18 protein-coding genes are annotated in these 25,934 nt (G+C 53.0%); 6 read left to right on the top strand and 12 right to left on the bottom strand.

What is annotated here, in order from left to right; all coding sequences use genetic code 11:
* Nucleotides 1–111: 111 nt before the first annotated feature.
* Nucleotides 112–927, bottom strand: coding sequence for a phosphoribosylformylglycinamidine synthase subunit PurQ (locus KOR42_RS17415; protein ID WP_146511125.1), 816 nt, complete (start codon nt 925–927; stop codon nt 112–114).
* Nucleotides 928–1,228: 301 nt separating this feature from the next.
* Here KOR42_RS17415 and KOR42_RS17410 point away from each other — a divergent pair, with 301 nt between their 5' ends.
* From KOR42_RS17410 to KOR42_RS17395, 4 genes are all read left to right on the top strand, one after another.
* On the top strand, nt 1,229–2,305 hold the full coding sequence (locus tag KOR42_RS17410; protein ID WP_146511124.1) for a metallophosphoesterase family protein: 1,077 nt from the start codon (nt 1,229–1,231) through the stop codon (nt 2,303–2,305).
* A 47-nt stretch (nt 2,306–2,352) separates the two neighbouring features.
* On the top strand, nt 2,353–5,682 hold the full coding sequence (locus KOR42_RS17405; protein ID WP_146511123.1) for a DUF4332 domain-containing protein: 3,330 nt from the start codon (nt 2,353–2,355) through the stop codon (nt 5,680–5,682).
* A gap of 177 nt (nt 5,683–5,859) precedes the next feature.
* Nucleotides 5,860–10,431 (top strand): outer membrane protein assembly factor BamB family protein, encoded by a 4,572-nt coding sequence (locus tag KOR42_RS17400; protein ID WP_197441299.1) that lies wholly within the window; start codon nt 5,860–5,862, stop codon nt 10,429–10,431.
* Complete coding sequence (locus KOR42_RS17395) at nt 10,428–11,639, top strand: amidohydrolase family protein (RefSeq protein ID WP_146511121.1); 1,212 nt, start codon at nt 10,428–10,430, stop codon at nt 11,637–11,639. Before KOR42_RS17400 ends, KOR42_RS17395 begins: the two co-directional genes overlap by 4 nt.
* A 96-nt stretch (nt 11,640–11,735) precedes the next feature.
* Here the strand turns inward: KOR42_RS17395 and ribD are convergent, their stop codons facing one another.
* Entirely contained in the window at nt 11,736–12,983 is a 1,248-nt protein-coding gene (gene ribD, locus KOR42_RS17390) for a bifunctional diaminohydroxyphosphoribosylaminopyrimidine deaminase/5-amino-6-(5-phosphoribosylamino)uracil reductase RibD (RefSeq protein ID WP_231740979.1), read from the bottom strand.
* Nucleotides 12,984–13,083: 100 nt separating this feature from the next.
* Nucleotides 13,084–15,222, bottom strand: a complete 2,139-nt coding sequence (locus tag KOR42_RS17385) for a hypothetical protein (RefSeq protein ID WP_146511120.1) — start codon at nt 15,220–15,222, stop codon at nt 13,084–13,086.
* Between the two features lie 279 nt (nt 15,223–15,501).
* Here KOR42_RS17385 and KOR42_RS17380 point away from each other — a divergent pair, with 279 nt between their 5' ends.
* Nucleotides 15,502–16,509 carry an alpha/beta hydrolase gene (locus KOR42_RS17380; protein WP_197441298.1) on the top strand — a complete coding sequence of 336 codons (1,008 nt, stop codon included), beginning with the start codon at nt 15,502–15,504 and terminating at the stop codon, nt 16,507–16,509.
* A gap of 20 nt (nt 16,510–16,529) precedes the next feature.
* Here the strand turns inward: KOR42_RS17380 and KOR42_RS17375 are convergent, their stop codons facing one another.
* From KOR42_RS17375 to KOR42_RS17365, 3 genes are all read right to left on the bottom strand, one after another.
* Complete coding sequence (locus KOR42_RS17375; protein ID WP_146511118.1) at nt 16,530–17,720, bottom strand: hypothetical protein; 1,191 nt, start codon at nt 17,718–17,720, stop codon at nt 16,530–16,532.
* A 137-nt stretch (nt 17,721–17,857) separates the two neighbouring features.
* Nucleotides 17,858–20,260, bottom strand: a complete 2,403-nt coding sequence (locus KOR42_RS17370) for an ABC transporter permease subunit/CPBP intramembrane protease (protein WP_146511117.1) — start codon at nt 20,258–20,260, stop codon at nt 17,858–17,860.
* 44 nt (nt 20,261–20,304) lie between these two features.
* Nucleotides 20,305–21,060: an ATP-binding cassette domain-containing protein gene (locus KOR42_RS17365; protein WP_146511116.1), complete on the bottom strand. Its 756-nt coding sequence runs from the start codon at nt 21,058–21,060 to the stop codon at nt 20,305–20,307.
* Nucleotides 21,061–21,091: 31 nt separating this feature from the next.
* Here KOR42_RS17365 and KOR42_RS17360 point away from each other — a divergent pair, with 31 nt between their 5' ends.
* Complete coding sequence (locus KOR42_RS17360) at nt 21,092–21,394, top strand: hypothetical protein (RefSeq protein WP_146511115.1); 303 nt, start codon at nt 21,092–21,094, stop codon at nt 21,392–21,394.
* Between the two features lie 81 nt (nt 21,395–21,475).
* Here the strand turns inward: KOR42_RS17360 and tyrS are convergent, their stop codons facing one another.
* From tyrS to KOR42_RS17330, 6 genes are all read right to left on the bottom strand, one after another.
* Entirely contained in the window at nt 21,476–22,714 is a 1,239-nt protein-coding gene (tyrS, locus tag KOR42_RS17355; RefSeq protein WP_146511114.1) for a tyrosine--tRNA ligase, read from the bottom strand.
* A gap of 262 nt (nt 22,715–22,976) precedes the next feature.
* Nucleotides 22,977–23,537, bottom strand: coding sequence for a DUF1579 domain-containing protein (locus KOR42_RS17350; protein WP_146511113.1), 561 nt, complete (start codon nt 23,535–23,537; stop codon nt 22,977–22,979).
* A gap of 101 nt (nt 23,538–23,638) precedes the next feature.
* On the bottom strand, nt 23,639–24,067 hold the full coding sequence (locus tag KOR42_RS17345; protein WP_146511112.1) for a YciI family protein: 429 nt from the start codon (nt 24,065–24,067) through the stop codon (nt 23,639–23,641).
* A gap of 80 nt (nt 24,068–24,147) precedes the next feature.
* On the bottom strand, nt 24,148–24,621 hold the full coding sequence (locus tag KOR42_RS17340; protein WP_146511111.1) for a VOC family protein: 474 nt from the start codon (nt 24,619–24,621) through the stop codon (nt 24,148–24,150).
* Between the two features lie 74 nt (nt 24,622–24,695).
* A complete protein-coding gene (locus tag KOR42_RS17335; RefSeq protein ID WP_146511110.1) occupies nt 24,696–25,052 on the bottom strand; it encodes a YciI family protein in 357 nt (118 codons plus the stop codon).
* 68 nt (nt 25,053–25,120) lie between these two features.
* Entirely contained in the window at nt 25,121–25,546 is a 426-nt protein-coding gene (locus tag KOR42_RS17330; RefSeq protein ID WP_146511109.1) for a VOC family protein, read from the bottom strand.
* Nucleotides 25,547–25,934: the final 388 nt, after the last annotated feature.

Below are 25,934 nucleotides of genomic sequence, written 5' to 3'. Positions count from 1 at the left end.
ACAGCACAAGCCGAGTGACGCCGTTGATGGAACAGTTTCAGTGCGCTCTCCGAACATGTCGGGAAACGTGCGGGATAAGAATACTGCGTGCAAACAGCTCTCAGACGGGGTCTAAAAGTAGTCGACGGCGTTTCTGAAAATCTGAAGCCCTGCTCCATCCCCTCGCAGATTCTTGCGAGTCCACTGTGGATGTTGCGTCGCGAACAGGAATCTTTCGGGATGCGGCATCAGTCCTAGGACTCGGCCTGATGGATCGCCAAGCCCGGCGATATTCGAAAACGATCCGTTCGGGTTTTCTGGATAGGGAAGCACTGTGTTCTCGTCACTCTCCGACGCATCAGCTTCCGAACAAGTTGTATACCGCAACGCGACTTGCCCGTTCTCTTCCCATGCCTTGAGCACGGACTCGTCGGAAACACGCAGTCTTCCTTCAGCGTGTGCGATGGGTGACTCAAGCTGTTCGATCCCTTTCAGGAACACGTTTCGGTCGGAGCACGACTTCAGATTGACCCACAAGTCGGTGTATCGGCCGCTTTCGTTCCATGTGAGCGTCGCTTCCGGATCGGAACTTGATTCACTCGATTGCTCACCGGCGCCCCCGGGGAGAATTCCCGACTTCATCAGAACCTGAAATCCGTTGCAGATTCCCAACGTCAGAGTATCTGCTTGAAGGAACTCCTGAATGGTATCGGCCAGCCGTGTTTTGAGCTGTGTCCCGAACACCACGCCAGCTCCGACATCGTCGCCATAGCTGAACCCTCCGGGAATGCAGAGAATCTGGAACTGTTTGAGGACGTCCGGATTTTCAAGGACGCGAAACAGGTGCACACGTTCGGCCACCCCTCCCGCCAATTCAAAAGCGTGGGCTGTTTCGTGGTCGCAATTCGTGCCCGGGGCACGGAGCACACAAACTCGTGGACTGGCCATGAATCTCAGGTTCCTGTCGGTGGGTCTCTGTCGCAGAATTTGATCTCGAACCACAAGTTTAGAATTGCGAGAGTCGTCGTGCGAGCAGACGGGACGAAAACCATACGAAACAGTCGAAATGAGTGCACAGGCCGGAGCGACGTGCCCGGAAGATCTCGTCTTGTTGGCTTCTGAGTTCTCTGATAGTTTCCAATCCATGATTTCGATCGAGTCCATGAGGAGACTCGTCGGAACCGGAAATATTCGAATCCCGGCATCAATGCCTGCGGATTCATGATCCCGAAGAGACGGGAAACTTAGAGTGACGCGGCAGGGAGGCAAAATGGTTGGGGAAGTGCGACGCATTCTTCAAGCGAGCCACTTTCGACTGGACGAGAGTCTTCACGGCGACTTTTCCAGAGTTTCAGACGGACACAAATCAACCATCATCGATGCCAGATTTGCCGCCGCTGAGAAAGTCTTTCGCACAGCGATCGATCGAGACGTCGATTTACTGATTCTGAGTGGGGAACTCGGGTCAACGAACGTCAATCCGAGAATCGGCTGGTTCCTGATTGAACAGATCAATCGACTCCGCGAACACAATATCCGAGTCGCGCTGCTCAACACTGTTCCCGTCGATGAGTGCTGGACAGCCCTCTTCGCACAAAACGGAATTGATCTCAGCTCGTCGATGAGTCGCCTTGCGGATCACGATCCCACGCTTCGAATCAAACTCATTCATTCCGGTCACGGACCCGCTTCGATCAAATATCGAAGGCGGGGACAAGAACAATCGCTGGTCGTCCCAACCTGCGAAATTCAAGCGAGCACCTTCGTAGATCAGGGTCCTTTCGAGGTCAAACTGATCCATCTGGATCACTCAAGCGCACACGTCGTTGATTCAATCTCCGTCGAATCGGTCCGTTTTCGCTCACTCCAGATTTCTGCCCCTGATTCACTCTCGCAGCTCGGTAGTGTGGACTCGATTGCTTCCGAGATCATTCGACAGACAACAAGTGATTCGACCGCAACGATTCCAACCGTTGTCGATATCGAACTCGATTCACTTCCACGATCACTTTCCGCAGTTTCCCGGACCAGGCTGTTGAATGACATTCAACAGCAACTGAACGCCCGGGTTCCTGCCATCGCGGTCTCCCGTCTCGTTGTCGACTGGAACTCCTCGACACTTTCAGAAGCTGCTTCTGACGCACTCGAGATCGCGAAACGAGAACTCTCAAGAATTGAACTGACAGACGTGAATGGCTCACTCACGAGCGGGCCTCAGGCAGTCTGTGAAAACCAATTCAATCGAATCAAACAGCGAGTCGCTCACTGTCTTCCCGCTGTTCTTGAATCATCCACAGTTCCGTCGCTCGACAATTTTTTGGTCTGAATGCTTTTCTCTCTTCAGATTTCAAACAGCTTTCCTGGAGTAGACTGATGAATTTTCGACGGATTTCGATTGACCATTTTGGTGCTTTCGACAACTTCCAAATCGAACAACTCTCAGACGGGTTGAACGTCTTGCATGGCTCCAATGGGTCCGGAAAATCGACCGTTCTGGAATTCTTGCGAGGAGTCATGTGCGGCTTCGATCGCTCACGCAAACAGCACTTCCTTCCGACAACGGGGGGACATTCGGCCGGGGGAGGCATTCAGTGCACGCAACCCGAATTCAATTTTTCGATCACTCGTCGATCGCGCCCCGGACATCGCGACACTCTGGCGATCACGACCCAATCGAACGATGAGTCGATCCCGAGCCGCGTCCGCTCACAGATTGCGAAGCTCGATGAAGATCTGATTCGAACAATCTTCTTTGTCAGCGGACACGAAGCTCATTCGATTCCTGAGATGCTGCGAATCGCGAAACGAGATGGCATTTCGCTCGTGCATCGTTCGACCACACCCGCCTGGCTCGCTGAACGAATCGAAACCGTTGATCTGTTCCGCAACGCCGCAGCAGACCCAGTTCCCGGTCAAGCCGAACTCGAACAGCTGACTCGACGCAAGAAGAAATTGCGGGAGCAGATTGATTCATTGTCTCAGTCACAAAAAGGACGCGACCGCGACTGGTCCCAAAAACTCGATCGACTCCAAACGCGAATTCGAACACTGCGCGACCGTTCGAACTGGACACTCACAGAACTCGAACGCTGTCAGATTGATCTTTCGGAATTGCAGCTTCGACTCTGGAGTCAAAAGAAACAGCTCGCCAAACCTCGTCTGACTCACAAAACTCCTCAATCGTCAGAACCGCCGAAGTCGAAGACCATCGATTCGAGAGCTATCGGCTCAATCGATCGCGAAATCGCAAACGCCCAGCGAGTCCTGAAAGATCTGGCCCGCTCACGCTACGAGCTGAGTGTTCTCGTTGCGGACTTGTCGGGGGGACCGTCCGACCAGGAGGCCATGACCGCGACCTTCGAACAGCAGCGGATCGGGATCTCCCGAATCGAACAAGAAGTTCACCAAATGATTGATCAGATTGATTCAATCAATCAGCCGACAGAACTCCCAGCAAGTCAACGACGATCTTCCACAGAAGAGTTCCAACGGTCTTTGACCACTATTCAGGATCAACTTGCCGTCATCTGCAGAGGACTCGGGCAACAGCAAGATTTCACGCAGCGATCGACACTCTTGAAGCAGCGGAAGGGAGTCGATCGATGCGAGCGGCAACTCGTGCGACAAATTCGACGATTGCAGAAGGAACGCGAAGTCCTGGTCAGCCAGTTGACGAAACAACATGGCGAACACAAACAGCTGTTGACCGAAAATGAAGCCCGTCGATGCGAGTGCGTCCATCACGGCGTCGAAAACTCCAAAGCAGTACGTGTTGAGCAAGCACCTCTCCCACAACCAACCTCACGCGATCATTCTCACGAACAGCGGCAGCAGACTCTCAAGCTGGAAGCGCAGCTCATTGCACGAAAGCGAAAACTGCAAACCAGTTGGTGGAGTCTGGTCGAAGAGCTTTGCCACTGCCGACAGGAACTCGCGGACCATCAGGCGCTGACTCACGATTACGCCAACGATCGGCGGATTCAGATTCTCAAGCAAGAATACAACGAGCTTGAGCAAAAGCGCTCCGATGCACTCGAACAAAGTCAGTCGCTGATCATTCTTCAGTCAGTTCTCCAACGGACACAAGAGTATCTCGATCAGGAAGTGACTTGCCCGGTCATTGCTGAAGCTTCCGAGCTTCTCAACAAAATGACCGATGGACGGCATACCGGATTTCAATATTGCGAGAAGACGAATCAGCTGAACGTCACGAATGAATCAGGAGACCTTCTGCCACTCGCTGCACTGAGTCGCGGAACAAACGAACAAGCCTCACTGAGCTTCCGGCTCGCCCTCTGGAATGAATACTCTCGAAGAGGCGTCGAGTTGCCGCTCGTTTTTGATGAGTGTCTCTCGGACAGCGACGACGATCGCGTTCTCGCCTGCGTCGATGCGTTGATTGATTCATGCTCCGAGAATCGACAGATCCTCTTCTTCACGTGTCAGGATCGTTTGTCGGAACTCTTCGAACAACGAGGAACTTCTGTACGGACACTTCCCGGTTCGAATCGAACCCCTCAAGTCGCCCGAATTCGTCAACAAGCAGCAATTCCTCTTCCCTCTGAAAGCCGCATTCCGGCCGCGTCTCTTCACGAGGACTCTCAGATCATTCATTCGCTTCAGGCACGCGAGCCATTCTGGCTGGCACCGGATCAATCGATTGGGGTTCTTCCGTCGCTGGGAGAGCAGATGGTGCGTCGACTGGGAGCACTGGGAGTCCGCACGATTGGGGACTTGATTGGACTGGACCCCGAGATTACCGAAATGCCGCTCGACAGCCTTCAGATTTCGGCAGCGACGCTTCGCAACTGGCAAGCCGAAGCACGACTTCTGTGCTGTGTTCCGAATCTGACCGGGCGCGACGCTCAAACTCTGGTCGCAATTGGAGTCCTCAGCCCGAGTGAACTGTCCCAGGCGGATGCTGGAGATCTGGTTCGCCGCATGGAACGGGCTCATTCAGGTTCGGGAGAATATGGACCACTGGAATGGTTGAGCTCTGAACTGATTCGGCCGAATCAGAAGCTGTGTCACTCGTGGATTCAGTTCGCACGAAGTTCCCGCACCATGCGACAGGCGCGTGGAGAATCCAACAACGAACTTCGCACGGACCGTTCTCACCCCCTGCCCGCATCTCATTTTTCGCATCGGCCAGCAGATTCTGATTCCGAGTTCCCTGCCCCGCCCAAGGGGAATATCAGCTGGGAGCCGGATCGATTCGCTCTCGACTCGCTTGTCACCGCGCAACCGGGACGTTCCCGTGCAAACTACCGATTTCTGTTGAGCCCAGACAGCTTGGTGAGTGAAACCCCCGGAATCGGTCAACGTGCTGCAGAACGACTCCACCGGATCGGTCTCACAACCGTCTTCGATCTCCTTCATCGTGATGCCCGGGAAATCAGCCGACGACTCAGCCGCCCTCGCTACACCGTGGAAGTTGTCGAACGATGGCAACAGCTCGCGACACTGCTGTGCAGAATCCCCGAACTGCGGGCAGCTCATGCAGAAATTCTGGTGGCGTGTGGCGTGACTCAGGTTGAAACCCTTCTGAGATTGACTCCGCAACAACTCCTCGACTCGATTCGAGAACATGCAAGCTCGCCTTCGTGGCAGCGATCTCCCAAAGTCGGTCCGCTTCCCAGCCTGGAAGATGTCACCCAATGGATTGCTCTGGCCCGTCACTCTCGCGAACTTCGGGCGGCCTAACGGCTTTTCCTCGACGATCCCGATTCCTCGTACCGCAGGGGATTCACCCACGCTTGTGCAAGAATCCTTGAATGCGCCCTATTCCTGCGGCTTCAGATTGGTGACAATGAGAAGGTGATTCGATTCCTTCTCAATTTCAGTCTGTGGTTAATATCAGCAATGGTGAAGAAGAGGACGATGGTTGTCGGGTTGCTCGCAACCTGCCTGACGATTTTGCTTCCCTCAACCGGAAGAAGTCAGGACGCAACAGAAGAAAAGAATCCGATCGGGGAGTGGTTCCGCAACCTTGACCGCGAGGTCCGGGAGGGGGCGGAAGCGATCGAGCAAGACAAGCTCGGGCGTGATCAACTCGATTCACGGACTCCGCAGAGTCAGGATCTCGCCAGACGTCTGGATCAGGCCCGGATCGCCATCGAGAAACGGAACTGGCATGACGCGATCGAGATTCTTCAATTCCTGATCGATTCGCCGGACGATTCCTTCTTCTTCAACTCCCGTCGTGAACTCCGGTCTCTCAAGCAAGAAGTCCAACGAATTCTGGAAAGTGTTCCTCCGGAGGCGCTTCGGAACTATCAGAATCGATTTCATCCCGCAGCGGCAAGACAGCTGGAGTCTGCTCTTCGCCAGCAAGATATCGATATCCTGCATTCTACCGGGTTGAAATTTGGAGCGACCGAGCCCGGACAGGAATCTCTGAGACATCTCGCCTACCGATGGAGAGACGAAGGCCAACTGGAATCAGCAGCAGATCTTCTGGCGCGCATTGCGCGGCAAGAAAAGAATCGACAGGTCTCCGCCCGACTTGCGAAGCAGGCGGTCCTCATTGCCTCCGAAGCGGGGAACACATCGCTGGTCGAATCACTCACGAAAGAATTCGGAATTCCACTGGATCAAACTGAGCTGCGCTCGAGCTTCCCTTCTCATGATGGTTCGCAGCGAATTGTAACTTCCCCAACTCCTCTTCTGACAGACCGTGAATTCTCTCCGAAGAATCTGGTCCCCGCGTGGAATCAGCCCGCAATCGAACGATTCGCGATCCGCGATGCGGTCACGCACATCTTCGCTGATCTTCGGCAAAACGGAAGAACACTGATTCCGGTTCCGGCTTCTGCAGTCGCAGCGGGAAAAGTTGTGCTTCGAACCTTGCGCAGCCTGGAAGTTCGAGAGGCATCCACGGGCCAGCTTGTGTGGGAAGACCGCAATGTTGACGATCTCGAATCGATCGTCGTCAACAAGATGAGCGATTCACTGAGAACGCTGCACATGAGCGGAAGAGCCACGGAAGGCAGTCCACTGACGAGTCTTCTCCTCCGCGATCAAGTGTCTCGCAGCGTGAGCACTGATGGCGAATTCGTGTACGTGATCGAGAACAACTCGGTGTTGACCGAATCAGGCAGAAGCAATTCCTATCTCTGGCAGCGTCGCGTCGCCTCCGAGGGCAAACAGGATTCGGGATGGGGCTCGAACCGTCTCATGGTCTACGACATCGACACCGGACGACCTGTCTGGAAGATCGGCGGACCGGTCGTTGAAGCTCCTTTCTCCCCTCCACTCGCCGGGACATTCTTCTTAGGCGCTCCAACAGTAGACGGATCGGAACTGTACATCATCGGAGAGCGAGACGATCAGGTCATGCTGTTCGTGCTCGATCGGTACAACGGCGAACTATTGTGGTCTCAGGCAGTTGCAATCCCATCCAGTCCGATCACGAGCGACATTATTCGCCGCTACTGGAGCTGCACTCCAACTGTTTCCGGTCCTCTTGTGTTCTGTCCAACAACGTGTGGTTGGCTTGTTGCTGTCGATCGCACAACTCGGCAGCTGGCATGGGGGACACGATTCAGCGATCGAAAACAGGGAGGAAGGCGTTTTCGAGGAGGAAATGCGTTTCAGGCAATTCATGATCTGAATCGTCGCTGGGACCGTTCCTTGGTAATCCCGTACGGAAACTTCGTCATCACAACGCCTATCGAGTTGCCCAACGAGTTCGGGAACTCCTCAAACTTCTCATTCTGTCTGGATCGAGAAACCGGAGCCTTGGTCTGGAAGCAGGAAAAAGATGAATGCCTGTATCTGGCGGGGATTCACAAAGATCTGGCGATTTACGTCGGAAGCAATTTTGTGTTGGCCCGAAATGTGAACGAACGCGGTCGAATTGCATGGAAGAAGCCGCTCACCTCCGATGAACTTTCGGTCTGTGGTCGAGGAGTCATTCTCAACGATGAACTCCTCCTTCCCCTCGCCGATCACCGAATCGCCGTCGTCAATCTCGAAACAGGTGAGCACTGGAAAACGTTTCAACTGGCAGTGGAAGGAGCCAGTTTCGGAAACATGCAGGTCTCGGGAAATCATCTGGTTTCCGTGTCCAGCTTCGACAGCCTGGCCATCGCGCTGGATGGAAGCATTGGATCGCAACTGGAACAATCCGAAGAGTTCGTGAGAACGCTCCGGAACATCAATCAACTCATCTCAGAAGGAATGGATCAGGAAGCCTTCGAACTTTGCCGGTCCGTCCGGGAGAGACTCAAAAACGATCCGAACATCGAGTTCTCAATTGATCCGGTGGACGAACTCTATTGGAACCTCATCAACAAGATTATTCTCAATCACGAAGGCGACCTGGAAGCATTAAGCGACCTCGCTCACGAAGGTGCCGATCGCGTCAAGATTCGACAACGCCTTGTGAACACCGCCATTGATTCCGGAGAAGTTGTCACTGCGGTCGCCATTTGCATGGAGCTTCTCAAGACGTCATCGCTGGATGTCTTCCTCGAAGAAGGGAATCGCACCGTTCGAATCGATTCATGGATCGCAGGCAAACTCGACCAGATTCTCAGGGAGTGTTCCGAGAGTGAACGACTCGAAATTGAACGAACAATTTCATTGAAAGCGGTCGAGCTTCGAGACCATCTCAACATTGACAGACTCGCTCGAGCACTCTCCTCTACGCCGACAGGAACTCAGCTTCAATTCGAACTTGCGATTCAGGATCGAACCGAAGATCGATTCTCAAATGCCCTGCTCCGATTCGAACGAGTGCTCGACTCAAGCGACGAAGACTTAAAAGTCCCGGCCTGGGTCGAGATGGCCAGCATCTACCGTGAAAACAAACTTGTGGCTGACGAACGCGGCATCTGGAACGAAATTCTAAAGGCCGCTCCGACTGTCATCCGGGGAGGCATCGACAGCCACGCAGCTGCGAAGAACGCTCTGCTTGAACACGATGAACTGGAAGCGAAAACTCCGGCGATTGAAGAAAGCTGGGGCGACTCATGGGAGGCTTTAAGAGCTGGCACGCTTGGACGTGACGACCACGTTCTGGCCATTCCGCAACAAGGAGAGTCGTCTCCTGTCGTGGCGTCAAAGAACTATCTTTACCATCCGCAACAACAGAGAATTCGCGTTGAGGATGGGAAAAGCGGTCAGCTGTACTGGACATTTCCAGTGCGAAGCATTCCGTATCTGTCGCGCAGCTCCGGGGTCGGAATTTTGCATGCCGGCTCAATGTCTTACTTCGTCCATCGTGGAGTTCTCCATGCTGTTCAGGTTCTCGACCGCGAAGTTCCCTGGTCTTATTCTCCCGATATCTCCGGTGCGGCGGCCTCGAGATTGCGACGGCCATCCCGTCACGATTCCTATTCGCTGGTCAATCCGGTTGTGTTTCGGAACCATCTCAACCTCACATCACAAAGCACACTGACGGGATTTCTTCTCGCTGCCAACAGCTCGGCCGTTCTTGTCATCGAAGAAGAACTACACGCTCTCGATCCCCTCACAGGGGAACTTCTGTGGACAGAAACCGAAATCGATGCCAGAAAAACCGGAAGGCCCTCTGGCTCCGATTTTCTGTTAACAAGCCACCGGCGTGACACGCAGCGAATCCGAGGAGTCGATGGTGGTTTGGTCGAAGAGATCACCGATCCCGACTTCGCATCAGAATGCCTGAAGGTGAACGCCAATTCCATTGTGACATTTTCACAACCATCCGAGAAAAAGAATGACGCCTGGGTTCTCGCGTTAACTCGAATGGACGATGAGCAAGATGTCTGGAGCATCGAAATTGATGATTCCTCGTCGATGACAGAAATCGATTCTCAGACGGTCGCCGTGTTGGCCTCGACGGGTGAACTCTCCTTGATCGATCTTGTCTCTGGCGAACAGCGCCCGCTGGGATCGATTCCCGGGGAATTGATGAGAGAGAATAAACGCATCTACTGTTTCGTTGATGACCTGCGAGTTTTCGTGAAAGTTGCCCACGGCGACGCGAGTTCCGGATACGTCAATCTTCCCTCCTTCCGCACGCCGGGAACACTGTTCGCCTTTGATCGAAGTGGAGGGTTCCTCTGGTCGCGAACGACCGAAAGTTTGAACCCACCAAAACCGGACGCAGAGTCAGAACCTGAACCTGAAGATCCCCCGGCGCAGAGAAGGAATCGCAAGAATCGAAAAGATCGAAACTGGACGATGAATCTGGTGACTCGCGAGGTGGAGAATTCTCCTCTTATCGTATTCGTGAGCGATCAACCCGAACCGAAACTCGACAGCTCATTCCGAAAACTTCGGCTCGTCGGTCTCGACAAACGTACTGGAGAAACCGTTGTCGAATGGGAACGTCTTTCGAACTCCGGCGGGTTCTCGTACATCCATTTCGACCGCTCCAAACGACTCATTGATTTGTGGACGTACAACGAACGATTAAAAATCAAACCGACGAAACAAGTCGCAACATCTCAAGAACGTACTCAATGAAACGCTATCGTTGTCGGTGGTTTTATCCAGGAGACAGCCCTCCACTCTCGGACATTTCATTCACGATTTCTGGCCAGCAGATCGTGGCCATTGAAGCTGGGGATGCTGAAGCGATCGATTTGGGAAACGTCGCGGTCATTCCCGGATTGATCAACACGCACACTCACCTAGAGTTCTCGTCTCTACAGAAACCGTTGGAACCTCTCCGTTCGTTTTGCGATTGGATCCGCGAAGTAATCCGTTGGAAAATCAGCCAACCGGAACGGAATCATCCAGCCATTTCTCAGGGACTCGCTGAATCCATACATTCGGGATCGACTCTCGTCGGCGAAATTGCAACGCGAGACTGGAGAACCGAACGTGACTGGTCAGAGGTTGATTTCCCACAGCAGGTTGTGATGTTCCGGGAGTTTCTCGGTCTCGATCCGTCATCGATCTCCGCGAGCCTCGACCTCGCGGCAGAGTTCCTGTCTGCCGAGTCTCCTCAGCCTTGTCAGCCCGCGATCAGCCCACACGCTCCCTATTCCACTCACCCGGAGTTGATCGCTCAATTGGCTCAATTGGCCCAAGCCCACGACGTTCCACTGGCGTTTCATCTGGCAGAAAGTCCGGAAGAGATCGAACTACTCCGAAACGGAACCGGCCCGTTTAAGAAGATGCTCAGCGATCTGAATATCGATACCGGGACCCTCTTCGAGTCGCGACAGGGGCCGATCGACTATCTGAAACTGATCGATGTCTCATCTCCCGTGCTGGTGATTCACGGAAACAACCTAACTGGAGAAGAGCTTGAGTTTCTGTCCAAGCGAGAGAATTTTTCAATCGTTTATTGCCCGCGAACTCACGCTGCCATGCAGACCGGACAGCATAGGTGGCAACAGATGCTCGAACACGGAATCAACGTCGCGCTCGGGACAGACAGTCGGGCCTCGAATCCGGATCTCTCCGTTTTCAAAGAGTTAGCGTTCGTACATTCGAGCACTCCGAATGTCCCCGCTTCACGTCTCTTACGACTCGCCACTGTGAATGCAGCTCAAGCACTCGGGCAGCAGAATTCCGGACGACTCGCGGCCGGGGCGATCGCTTCTCTGTGTGTGGTCCCGCTGACAGAAAACTCTCAGTCTGATCCGGAGCGTCACTTATTCGACAATCCGAACGCACGCCTCGGCGTCATGCAGAGCGGAGAGTGGATCGTCCCTGTGAAGTGACCGAGCATGCGGATGGGTTCTGCTGACTCGCCGAAACCGGTTCTTTCAATCAGAACAGTTTTCATCCACTTTTCATTTACTCATTCATTCATTTGCTCATTCACTGCCCAACTGATTCATTCCTGATCGAATGAGTTCCCCCCGGATGTAAACATCACCGTCGAGGACTTCCACTACGGAATTTCGCAGCTGCCGGGCCTGATCCATCGTATCGAAACCATTCCCAAGAATCGGCGAGATCGCACCCTGACCTCCGATAATTCTTGGAGCAATGAAGCAATGCACTTCGTCGACGCAATCTTGGTCAATGAGCGAACCAAGCAGTGTTCCGCCTGATTCGATCAAGACGTTGGTCATCTGCCTTCGTCCGAGTTCTGTCAGGACCGCCGTGAGGTCGACTTGATTGGTTTGCGAATCGATCTCCACAACTTCAACTTCGACTCCGAGCCCTTCGACTTGCTGAATCCGCTGTTCCAAAGCCTGATCAGTACAGAAGACAAGAACCGGAGCATCGTCGGCGGTTCGAATCAGTTGCGAATCCAACGGAAGTCGCAGCTGTCGATCAAGAACGATTCGCGTCGGGATTCGTGGTCCTTGGGGCCGAGCTGTGAGCAGTGGATCGTCGGCCAGGACGGTCCCAATTCCAGTGAGAATGCCATCCATTCGCCCCCGCAATTGATGCACGATGCTGCGTGAACGTTCATTTGAAATCCATTTCGAAGCCTTCGTCCGCGAAGCGATTCGACCGTCGAGGGTCATTGCCCACTTGGCATGCAGATAAGGAAGCTTCTCGCACTGGAGTTTTTTGAACGCCGCAATCAGCTGGAGTGCCTCCGGTTCGCAGACACCGACTTCGACCATAATTCCGGCCGCACGAAGTCGCTCGATGCCTTGCCCGCAGACATGCTCCGCGGGATCCATCGTCCCAATGACAACTTTCGAAAGACCGGCTGCAATCACAGCATCAGCACATGGCGGAGTTTTTCCGTGATGAGAACAGGGTTCGAGAGTCACATAAAGTGTCCCTCCACGAACTTCCGACGCTGCGTTCTCGAGTGCGACCACTTCCGCATGCGGTCCACCGTATCGCTGATGATAGCCTTCTGCGATCAGTTTTCCTTGAGAGTCGACAATGACTGCCCCGACAGGAGGATTCGGCTCAACGCTTCCGAGACCTTTCCGGGCGAGGGAAAGAGCACGGGTCATCGCTTCAGAATCCGAACGAAACCGTTCGCGAGATTGCGACGAACCGAGATCTTCAGTGCCGTCCATCATTCCGACTCTTACGTACTGACTGAGTGAGACAATCCCTTCCTGATGCGGAGGGAATGAGGCGATCGTCACGACATCATCGACTCATCGTCCGCGCGACCTCGATTCGATCACTTGAAGCGATCGCTGTGACGAAGAGTTGTTGAACGATCGAAAACTCTTCGCAGAATCCTTAGTCAGGCAGCCAGAGTTTTTTCTCGCCGCTGACCGTTTCTTCAGTTTGGGCTGTCCAATCCGTTCCGCCCTCATTAGATGTGCCCGGCATGACAATCGCGTTTTCCCAAGGTGCCTCGATCTCAAGTGCGCGGACGAATTCTCCGAGCCGTTCGCGAACGATCGGCAGTTTGGCTCCGTAATGGTTCCACAACTCGAGGAGCAGTTCTTTCAGCTTCGGATCATCGAGATCTTTAGCGCGGAATTGCAGCTCCTGCATCTTCCACATCAGCAACGATTCGAAAGGAGCGTTTGTACTCTTGGAATGTTCAAAACCGCGCTGAATCCATTCCAATGCCTCTCCTTCTCGCAGAGACCGGCTGCAGACTTCAGCGAGTGTCCGATAAGCCTGCTGTGCTTCCGTATCTTTTTCAGCAACAAGTTGAGGCCGGCTGTTTAAGAACTCTGTCAAGATCTTGTAGCCGTGGCCACAGTGCTTAATGACAAGTGCTCGCTGCATCACCAGATCGAAGAGTTCGTCAGACATTCCGTCGAGGTCAACTCTTTGAAGCTGGGAGACCGTGAGAGTGTTCAGATCGAGATCGTCTTGCGGTGGAATCTTTGCAGCACGCTGCACGTTCAACTTCTCAGCAAGTTGTTCCTGATCGAGAATAATATCGCGGCGATCGAGGAACGCATCGAAGACACAAATCGCGGCAGCGAGCGGGACCTTCAGCGACTCGTCATCTGCTGCTTCCGCAGGAGACTTGCCTTGAAGTGCGCTTTGAGCGGAGTTCATCCAGATTTCATGGATGCTGCGATCCGTAAACTCTTTTCGCAACTGCTGCCGAATTCGGGACGGCGTTTTCGGAGGGAAGAAAGCGGACTCGGTCAGAGCGAGCTCATCTTTGGCATACCACGCGACGACATCTGAATCGTCACCTTCCTCGCTTTGTGCTTCAACAGCTTGAATCAATTCTCCAGCAGCTTTTTCCAAAGTCTCCTGGGCATTCTCAAGTCGTTCTCCCTCGACAGCAGTGAGGTGAACCATCGCAGGTGAGGAAGCATCCGGCTTGTCGACCAAAACGAGTCGAGCGATCGAACGCGGAACTGTTTCCACAGTCATCGATTCGAGTTCATCGTTCGTGGGAAGTTCTCGATCGAGAATGTCGTACGATGCAGCAATTCCATTGTTCTGATCGACCATGGGAACACGGCAGAGTCGATCTTCGTTATCGAGTCGGGTCAACAGCTGCGAAAGCGATTCGGTTTCGTAACTTCGCATCCGGGAGACGACAGCATTTTCTTTCTGACGACGATCGAGAAGCTGGGCAACCGTTTCCAGGTCGACGGCTCGATCGTAGTTGTCGTACAGACTTGCTGCGCGATGCAGAGCGGTTGCGCCGGACGATTCATCTCCGTCCCATGCTCGCATCAATCCGATGGTGTGCCACAACTCGGCGGAATCCGGGTCCTGCTCGGTCAATGTCTGCAACAAATCGGCTGCTTCTGAAAAGCATCCATGCACATAGAGTCGCTGTGCCTTTTTGAACTGTGATTTAAGCTCTTCCGGAGGCTCGTAGGTCGGGAGGGGATGTCCACCTCTGAGCGGATAAGGCACGCTCGTATCGGCATCGAGTTCCAGCATCGCCATCAGCGTTCGCTGACGTTCTTCGTCGTTGCCAAGTCGCAGGACGATTGCCATGTGCTGGCGGGCGGCCATGTCCTGTCCGGATTCGAGGAAGTACGAGACCAGTTTCCCTGCGAGAATCGCCACGAGTTGCGGTTCTGCATTCATGCTTTTCAAGAAGGCTCGGTGAATCACCTTCTTGCTTCGCTCAACCGGCTCGATTTGAGACACGGCGATTGCGAGGAGCGCATTCGCGAGCGGATGCTCAGGGTTTTTACGAAGGAATGGCAGAAGGCTGTCGCGCGCAACTTCGAATTCATCGTCGTTGAAAAGCGCCATCGCCCGCTGCGTGACAAGCCAGCCATTCTCCGGATGATCCTTCAGCAACTTATCAATCAACTGCAGCGCCATGTGCGGTTGGTTGTTCTCTTGCAACCGCTCAATCTTGCTCATCTCCGGGAGAATGGCCTGACAGCAGAATTTCACCTTTTTGCCACTACCGCAAGGACACGGTGCATATGGATCCATGATGAACGCTACTCCTGAAACAGATATGCAATCCGATTCACTTTTCAGTGACAAGGATTGTTTGAATTTATGATCCGATTCCGCGTCAATCGAAGGTCGACAATTAGATTCCCTGCAGAATCCCGTTCGTGAACAGCGACCTCAATGGCGGTTTTCACTATTCTTCGCAATGTGAAACTCTAGTCGAACCGAGTGATGTTTCACAGGGAGATTGCCTGTTTGACGGCTCAAACCGCTCCCCTTTCCCCGCGCCTGAATGGGACACACGGAGTTTTTTCCATGCCACTGAACTGGAATGTTCGCTTTTCCGCCCACCGCTCGATTGGTCTGGCTGTCTTTGTCCTCCTCGCCATAGGAGTCACTCCACTTTTCGCCCAAAGAAACGGAAAGCCGACCGGACCGAGTATCACGTGGGTCAATTCGATTCCGGAAAGCGGACTTCCCGAAGGAGTTACGCACCACACCTTCCACTTCTCCAAAAACGGCAAGGATGTGGGATACTGCATTTATCTCCCCTCCGAATACCATCGAGACCCTTCGCGACGATTCCCGGTCATCTACAACCTGCATGGGAACGGAGGCAACGAATTCCACAGCTTCGAAGATGTCACCGTGCTCAATGAGGGAATTGAATCAGGGAAATGGCCGCCGCTGATTATGGTCTTTCCGAATGGCGGACGAAGCACCTTCTACAAAGACTCATGGGACGGAGAATTCCCGATCGAATCGATGTTTATCGAAGGTCTGATTCCTCATATCGACGAGCACTATCGCACGATTCCGTCGCGGGAGGGACGCTGTATCGAAGGCTTTTCAATGGGGGGCCGGGGATCCACACGCATCGCGATGAAGTATCCTGACATGTTTTGCTCACTCTTCTGCCAGGCGGGGAACGTCCCTCGAACGTCCGAAAACTTCAATCCTGACACACCCGCCACTTACCCAAACAACTATCTCGGCCCAGATATCCAAAACTACCGCGACAACGACGCATTCCTGCTCGCCGAGAAGAATCTCAAACAGATCCGGGGAAAACTTCGCATTCAAATCGCCTGCGGAACGAAAGACGGTGGACACCTTCCCACAATTCGGGACTTTCACCAGCATCTGGTCGATCTGGGAATTGATCACACATACATCGAACTCGAAGGCCTCGCTCACAGTCGCAAAAAGATGATCGAAACAATGAGCGACATCTGGTTTGACTATCATGTGGAGTCGCTGCGGATCGCTCAGACAAACAATTCCACTCAGAAAAAGTCTGGGCGGAGTTCGAATTCCCGCTAAAAACCAGAGAGAAGTTTGGCCTAAAGAACGACGCCTTCGTCAGCGATTGTCGAGTCCGGAATGGCAAGTCCGAGGTTTCTGGCGCGCCACGTCCTCCACTTTTCGATCGCCATGAGACGGTCATCTGCACTCTCGAATCGGACAGAACTCCCGATATACAAGAATCCCGTGCGAGGCCGCAGGTCGTTCAAGCCATAAGTCTCGGGACTCTGATTCGTCAGGTGCAGAAGCGCAGCGAGTGCGATGTCGCGCACCTGAACTTCTGGCCCTCCTCGATAGCGCCCACGAAGCTTCATTTCGTCATCGAGAAGTTGTTCCAGTTCCTCGATCACAACCGGGCCTCCGTAACGCCCGAGATAAGATATGGCATCCTCAAGATGTGTGGGCGAGAAACTGACTTTGTGGCGTTGGCTGATCAACTCTCGCGCAGCATCCAGACCTTCAGACATTTCAAATGAAGCTGCGAGGCTCAATCTTTGACTGCTGGAAGAACTGGCGGAACTGAGAATCCACTGGCCCACCAGCGAACGCAAAACAGGTCCGGTTTTCTGGTCGCGGGTCGCCCTTCGGAATTGGGAGTCATTTAAGAAGCTGTTGATCACCGTCGTCGCTGGCCCACTGGGTGTATTTTCCGGATGGCAAGCGAGAAACAGAAGTGCGGTCATCGTCGCGAGCGAAGTTTTCGCCTGAAAGGGACCTTGTGGAAACGACAGAATCTCCCCGCATCGCTGTTCGAATCGGGCTTGCCATCCCGGCCGATTCAGGGAGAGCATGATGGCGGTTTCACTCTGCAGAAGCTGAACGTATAGAGCTCTTGCTTCGGGTGATTCCCCGACAAGTTCGAAGAAGGTTTCCCAACCCGGTGTCAGTTGTTGGGGAAAGAGCCACGGATTGTCACGAATTTTGTCGCGGTAACGGACGAAAATCGACCGCTCCAGCAACTGCATGACTCGAAGAGACCGCGTGCGAACTTCAGGGTCGTCGGAATTGATCCCCTGATTGATCGCCCCCAAAGACTCAAACCCACTCTCAAGAAGCTTCCGTTCAGCGTCAGAGCGAACTTGAAAAGAACGGCTTCCGAGTTGCCGAACGAGAGACGCCGTACTCTCTGAAGCTGACGAGTCTTCGACCGGTTGCTGGGCGCAATATAAGTTATCGCAAGCTAACAGCGAAATCAGCAGACCAGCAATACACGTCCTCGCAACAGACACTCTCGCGGTTCCTGAGTTCTTTTGCTCCTCTCGTAAATGGGAGCCTCCAACATCGTATCATTGGCATCCGCCCCACTACTGACAAGAGCAATTCGTCGAACCGGGCTCGCAATCACTTCACAATTCCATCGAACCGTTCACTCAGCAGCGAAGGAGCCATTCAGATTTGATTTTGAATCCAAATGCTCTGATGTTTTTCCAGAGTTAAACAACCAATAAAGCAGCCCAGCGGACACGACTGCACACGCCACCAGAAAAGCTGGTTGAAAACTCACCGACTCAATCGTCCCCGACTCGCCGACCCGAAAGACGTACTGTGCGGGACCTTCCGTCAGAGACTCAGGAGTCAATCGGGCGGCCAGAACCTGAACACCGTTAAACACGAAGTGGAACACCACTCCCGGCCACAAGCTTTGACTTCGAACCGCGAGAAGTCCCAACACCATACCGAGCAAAGCAGCGTTGAATTGCTGTTTCGGAATCATATGAATCACCCCGAACAACATCGCGGAAATGATAATCGGCAGCCATTCACGTTTTGATCGCTGCAATCCACTCAGAATGAATCCACGGAATGCAAGCTCTTCACAAACAGCTGGTGCCAGGGCAAACGTCGCAAGCGTTAACCAGAGCGGGACAGTGTCTGTCGCCATCGCCTGCATCATCTGCTCCGCTCCGGGAGGAAGCGGCGGGAAGAAGGGATCGAGAGCGGACATCAATTCCAGCGTTAATGGCTGAAGACTGAGTGGCAACAAACAGGCGGCCACCAGGTACTTCCAGTTCGGAAGATGTAGCTTTAAAGTCTTCCAGAGATTCGTCGTCAGCAACAGCCCCATCAGCACTGGAGGAACTCCAACAGTGGCGATCAGGTAAATCAGCTGCACCTGCACCATTCGAACCGGTCCGTTCAACGCTTCTGGAGAGCTTTGCATGGATGTCAGGAACAGGAATTGAAGCATCGCGATCAAGACAAAACAAACCGTTGCTTCCGAGAAGCTGGGCGTCTCTTCTTTGTCCCGAAGCAAATGCCGAAACCACAGCCCGAGATCGAATCGCTCCGCCTCTCGGAACAGAATTCCTTCACTTTGAAACTGATCGATTGCCCACCACAAAGCGATTCCGCTGTAAGTAATACTGGTGATCAGCACCGGCAGTACGTACGTCACCACCGAGGATGACGTGGCCCCTTCGAGGAGAAGTGACTTCAGCAACAACGCGGGCCCCACAACGGGCAACACGCTGTAATAAGGGGTTAATTCGATCGATGGATTGAGACAGAACATCGTCAGCCCCATCGTCACCATCAACAGAGGTGTCAGATAATACTGCCCTTCCTTGCTGCTCTTCGCGAACATCGCGAGCGACAGGCTCAACGCGCTGAACAAGGCTGACAGGGGAATCGCGAGAAGGACCACCCAGAGCAGTGAAAGCAGTGGAGGAAACGAGAGATCACCCAGCGGAGTCGCAGCTCCCTGACTGACCGCAGTCAGCATATGTTTTCCGGTGAACCCCATACTTGCCAGGTTGAGTAAAGCCGTCGAGATGCTGAACAACATCACTGTCAGAAACTTTCCGAAGACAATCTCAGCGCGGGTTGCTGGCGAAATCAGCAGGGTTTCCATGGTGCCACGTTCTTTTTCACCAGCCCCTAAATCGATCGCCGGATAGAACGCACCCGTCACTGACATGATGACCAGCAGCGCGGGAAAGATCTTGCTCCAGACATTCGCAGCGATTTCATCGGCTTCGGCCAGATCAATGTCCGTGATCGGAATCGCATCGGTAAACGCAACTGGCAGATTCGCGTGACTCAATCGGTCCGAGAGAACTTCATCTTCCCAGGCGGCCAATGCTTTACTGGCTCGACTAAATGCAATCTCCGAACGTTCGTTGGCACTGTTATGAATGATAAATGGACGAGGCAGATGATCCAGCATCTCTTCGGTCACTGTGCCGCCCGCGATGGAATTCGTCAGGTCGGCATAAGCCTGCTTGAACCCGGCAGGAAACAGGATCACGACTTCAGCCGGAGAATCAGCAAGAAGTGCAATCGCTTCTTTGCGAAGGGCCTGTTGCTCTTTGATCAGTTCCGCAAGTTCCGGATCGGACTGTTCGTACGTTTCATCACGTCGAAAATCGCGTTCGAGCACTGCAAGCCGCTGAAGCTTTTTCTCGTTCGCTCTGAGTGACTCCAGAAACTGTGTGAACTCCTGGCGGAGTTCTTCTTCGATTTCGTGCTCTTCGAGGTTTCCAGTGGCATCAGAGATCACGCGAAGCTTGTCCGCCCCGCCCGGATCCTTAAATAAGTCCGATCGGAATTTCGTCCCGTCGATCAGATTGGGCGAAGGAATTTCATCAACGCCGAGCACAACAACGCTGCGAGTCTGTTCCTCGAAGGTCACGGTCATCTGCACCATGCCGATTCCGAGAGCGGGATACAGCAACAACGGTAAGACCGCCACCATGAACAAGGTCCGGCGATCACGCAATTGGTCGCGCACCTCTCGGAGGAAGATCAGCTTGATATTTTTCCAACTCATAGTGCTCTCTGTGAGTCTCTTTCGCAGCCAAACATCCTTGACAATCAAATCGCGTTCATCAGGGGATCCCGTGAACCGATCAGATGGAAGAACACTTCTTCGATGTCGGGTTGAACGTACTTCTGAATGAGTTCATCAACTGTGCCGACATCGAGGATTTCTCCCTTATGGATAATCGCAACTCTGTCGCACAGCTTTTCGACTTCTCGCATGATGTGCGTCGAAAAAATGATGCATTTCCCAGCATCACGCAAAGAATCGACCGCTTCCAAAACCGCTCGAGCCACAAGAACATCCAGCCCAGAGGTCGGTTCATCGAAGATGAGCACTGGCGGGTCGTGAACAATCGTCCGGGCAATCGAAACTTTCTGTTTCATTCCCGTAGACATCTTTGAGCCCAGCAGATCACGGATTTCGTTCATCTGCAACTGGTCGAAAATCTCATGCAGACGGTTTTGCAGCTGTTCTTCTTCGATTCCGTACAACCGGCCATAATACTCGACCATTTCCCAAGCGGTCATACGGTCGTAAATTCCCGTATTCCCCGACATGAATCCAATATTCGCCCGAACCGATTCCGGTGACCGGGCCACATCGAACCCAGCGACCAGTGCCAGCCCCGAAGTCGGTTTGAGAACGGTACTCAGTATTCTCAAACACGTCGTTTTCCCAGCCCCGTTGGGACCCAGAAGACCAAAGATCTCCCCCGGTTTCACCTCGAAAGAGACTTCGTTCAGTGCGGCGACTGGCCCCCTTTTGAGATCAAAAAACTCTTTCGTGAGATCCTGGACTCGAATCATAAGACGGGAACATCTTTAGAAAATGAATGGGATGAAACGTCGACGACGCGCCGGAACCGACAGACGGATACTATCTCATACACTTCGAAAAGAACATTCGCGAAATTCGATTCCTCACCCGTCTCGGTTTACAACAATCGCCCAGCAACAGCGACGCGATTCCCACAAATACGTCACAGGTCAGCACATGCAATCATTCGTTACATCCGGAAAGACTCCACGAATTGCCCGCACCGCCCCATTCGTCACGACAGCCAAATTCGCGAAGAAAGCAGACACCAACGACCATGAACCGTTTGATGCAGCATCAAATACGCGACGCCACAATCTTTGAATGGCACGAAAACAACCGCGACTCTTTCATCGAGATGGCCGATGGACATCCGCTGAAACCGACTGAGCCCAGCGATGAACGTTACGATGACTCTTCGAGTCGAACCTTCGCCCAAGCTTTCTTACCAGCGCGAACAATCATTCCATCAGCAAGGGCGATCCACTCGCTGCGGTCGGCGACGGCAGTTTTTTCACCGTCGACAAGCGTGAACACAGCTCCACCCTGAATTCGCTGGTTTGCCTGACTTGTCGAAGGGACCAACCCCAATTGTTTCAGCAATTGAGCAGCCTGCATGCAACCGTCTTCATTCAACTGTTGGCGAGAAATTGCCTTTTCCGGAATGTCCGTTGGAAGACCTCCCTCACCGATTTCTTTCTGCCAACGACTCGCAGCCTGAACTCCGGAATCATTGTCCCAATACTGACCGATGACTGTCTGAGCCAGTCGAATCTTGGCGTCCTTGGGATGCCCCGCGAGAATGTCTTTGACCTCGTCGAGATCGATGTCTGTAAGCAGCTCGAAGTACATCTTCATCACATCATCAGGCAGCTGCATGAACTTCTTCATCATCTCGTAAGGCTCTTCGGAAATCCCGATGTAATTTCCGAGACTCTTCCCCATCCGGCGAGTTCCGTCGGTCCCGACGAGGATCGGAGACATAACGCCAATCTGCTGCTGAAGCTCCTGATCCTTCTGCAAATCGCGAGCAAGCATGAAGCTGTAAAGTTGTTCGGTTCCACCAAGTTCGATATCCGCCCGAATCATGACCGAATCCCAGGCTTGCATGATTGGGTACAAACACTCGTGCAGAAAAATCGGAACTTCAGCCTTCATCCTCTTCGCAAAATCATCGCGGCTGAGAAGTTGAGCGACCGTAACCTTGCCGCAAAGGTTGAGAATGTCGACCAGGCTCATCTTCCCGAACCAGTCGCCGTTCCGGTGAACTTCCGCCTTCTCCAGATCGATCACCTTTCCGACTTGTTCCAGATAGTATTGAGCATTGGCTTCGACGTCGGCTTCAGAAAGCCGCTTCGAACGAGCTTCATCACGTCCGCTCGGATCACCCACCATCGCTGTTGCATTTCCGATGATGATGACCGCCTGATGCCCCAGTTCCTGAAATTGGCGCATCTTTCGAAGCGGAACAGTGTGCCCGAGATGAACATCCGCTGCCGTCGGATCAATTCCGTACTTCACCCGCAATGGAGTTTGCGTTTCAAGGCTTTTCTTAAGCTTCGATTCCAGTTCCTCTTCGGGAACGATCTTCTCGACTCCACGTCGAATGACTTTGAGTTGTTCGGAAACGGGTGGGAAAGACATGAATGGACTCGGACTCGATCAAAAAGTGCAATGGGAAGCAATCCCGATGGACGAATTGCCACGCGACACCAGCGTCGGTCCGTAAGTTAGCGAAGCAGCAACAAACAATCAGCAGCAATCTCAGCCCAATTGAAGAAAATGCGACGCGAACTCCTCGTTCCGCGTCGCATTGCTGTAAGAATTCCCCGCCAGCTCTGAGAATTCGCTCCTCCCCAGACGTTCACCCCGTCTCCATTTCAGAAGCTTTCCAGCTCTCCGCGGACTATTCCCTGTCTCGAATCCGCTTGGCATCTCCGCTCATGAATGTGATCCATTCCCCATCGTCCCCCTGCATCGACGAAGTCACAACCAAATGATCGGGTGATCGAAATTCGTAGGCGTCGCGAAACTTCGCCGTTTTCCCCGGAGTCGTAAAGTTGGGTCCATCCGCTTCGAGAGTCAGCTTGGTCCCGGCCTCATTGACCGTTCCCTCGTACACCCAAAGCGTGCTGGTCATCGAATCAACCCACGTCCCGATGTACTTTTCCTTCACCGGGTCATATCCAATTGACTGCACCCCTTTCATCGTCGAGTCCATCATCTCGCTGTCCATCTTGTTGATGAGCCAGAACTCGCCCAGCATCTGACACTGCATTCTCCCGGAACATTCCACATCCGGCTGATCGGGTCCCATCTTTGCTTTCGAAGTGAGTGACCAGTTGCCAACGAATTTTTGAAGCCACTGATGTTCCGGCTCGGGTGACGGAAACTCGGGAGTCTCCTGGGCCGCCGCCCCGACACAGATCGACATCAACAAGACCACGGAAAACGATTTCGTAAACATGAATTCTCTCGCTACTGAGGGCAATCTGTTTGGGTCAACTAAAGTACGAGACGTCCGTCAACACATCTCAACAACATCTCCTGGACACGATCGTCATCCCACTAAGATGACGACTCTTGCCGCTTGGAAAGCTCCTCTGCCAATTTTTGTTCCTGCTCGCGAAGTTCCGGAGTGAACTCTTCACCGAAGTCATCGGCCTCGAAGACGCGACGCAGTTCGAGTTCCCCTTCCTGGAACGGACTCTTCCGCGCCCACTCGATCGCTGACTCCATCGAGTCGACTTCCCACATCCAGAAACCCGCAATGAGCTCTTTCGTCTCAGCGAATGGTCCGTCTGTAACGGTCTGATTCTGTCCATTGAAAGAGATGCGAACTCCCTTCGAAGTCGGATGCAAACCATCTCCAGATAACATCACACCAGCATCCAGAAGCTCCTGATTGAACCGGCCCATCTCTGCCAGTTCATCGGTGGATGGCATCACGCCAGCTTCCGACTTCTGAGTCGCTTTCACGATCACCATGACTTTCATTATACAAACTCCTTAAAATGTTCCGAAAGAGAATTGCCTCTATTTGTTACTGCCGCCCGACAACGAATTGAATCGCTAAGTCACTCATCTTCGTTTTCGTAAGCGTTCTTCAAAGCAGCAAAATCCAACTTAATCATCGTCATCATTGCGTTCATCACGCGTGTGGCCCGCTCCGTGTCCGGGTCTCCGAGATACTCACCCATGGGAGCAGGCACTACCTGCCAAGCCACGCCATACCGATCGGTAAGCCACCCGCAAGCCATCTCCTTCCCTCCATCGAGGAATTTCTCCCAGTAGTGATCAATCTCATCTTGCGACTCACAACGAATCGCCAAAGAGATTGAGTTCGTGTATTCCCACTTCTGTCCAACATTCAAAGCGACGAATGTGAGATCAGCCAGCCGAAACTCGACCGTCATCACAGCCCCGTTCATGGGATTCTTAAGCACCCGCAGAATCTCTGAATCCGGGAAGACAGAAACATAAAAATTCGCAGCATCTTCAGCTTCACTTTCGAACGACAGAAATGGGGTAATCTTTTGCTCAAACTGCATCGGGAATCATCCTTCTGTGATTTCTCGGGGAACGAAACAGCTGACTTCGAATTCACTCAATCAGCCAATCGAAGTCAATCAACTGGACGTTCGGGAAGTGGGAACAGCGGTCGAATCTCAACCGTTCCTTTCTCGACCGGCGGCAGTCGACTTGCGATCGCAATCGCTTCGTCGAGGTGCTCAACATCGATGAGATAATATCCCCCAAGCTGTTCCGTTGTTTCCGCAAATGGCCCGTCTGTGATTTGCCGTTGGCCACTTCGCAGTCGGACACTCGTCGCTGCTTTAACCGAATACAGCGGAGCAGAATCAATTAACTTCCCCTCCGCCGACAACTCATCGCAGGTTTCCATCGACTTTAACATGCACGCGGTACGTTCGTCTTCGGTCCAGCATGCCTCGTCGCTGTATATGAGCAACATGTATTTCATCTTTAATCCCCGTTGTTGAATCACTCACTTCGAAGAGTCAATCCTCCAGCAGAATTCTCTGTTGCGATTTACTCTTCGCCCGGCACCATGACCATCCATCCCAACCCGAATTTGTCAGTAACCTGACCGTAACACGGTGACCAGAATGTCGGTGTTAGCGGCATATCTTCGTTGCCTTCCTCCGCGAGTGCGTTATAGAGTTTCTCTGCTTCTTCTTGTTTCGTTACGGTCAACGCCAATCGGAAACCCTGAAATTTCTCAGCAACATCGCATCCATCCGACATCATGATCCAAACGTTCCCGACCTGCATCTCTGCATGCATGATCTTGTTTTCGAATCCCGGAGGAATCATTCCTTCAGGAACCGGATCGGGGCTTTCATTGAAGCGAAGGACCATCCCCGGCTTCGCCCCAATCGCCGACTGATAAAACTCCAGTGCTTCTTCGCAACGACCGCCGAAGAATAAATATGACCGAACATCTAAAATATTCATAGCGAACCTCTATTTTAGCTAATTTCCAAATTATTAGACCACACACAGATAATTACGCGAACGGTTTTCGTCCTAATGAACGACGAACATCTGCCAACTGACCGAAGTGAGCCATGTCGTGCATCGCAATTAAGACAAAAAGTCGACCATTCGACTGAAAGTCCGGCTGATCGCGAAGCGATTCTCAGACAGCTTTCGGAGAATCATCCAACCCGGAGGCACCAACAGCTTCTAAGAGGCTATCCGGAAACTGAGGTTTTTTGAAAGTCTGGTTTTGTTCACACTTTGCGGTTCATCAACGCAAAGGAGTGCACGGTGTCCGAGGCGATTCGAAAAGCGTACCCAAGTGACCTGACTGACCTTCAGTGGGAGATGATCGAAATGATTC

Source organism: Thalassoglobus neptunius (assembly GCF_007859735.1).
GTDB classification, from domain to species: domain Bacteria; phylum Planctomycetota; class Planctomycetia; order Planctomycetales; family Planctomycetaceae; genus Thalassoglobus; species Thalassoglobus neptunius.
The sequence above is the reverse complement of the archived record's forward strand: the minus strand, read 5'-3'. Positions and strand labels throughout refer to the sequence as shown.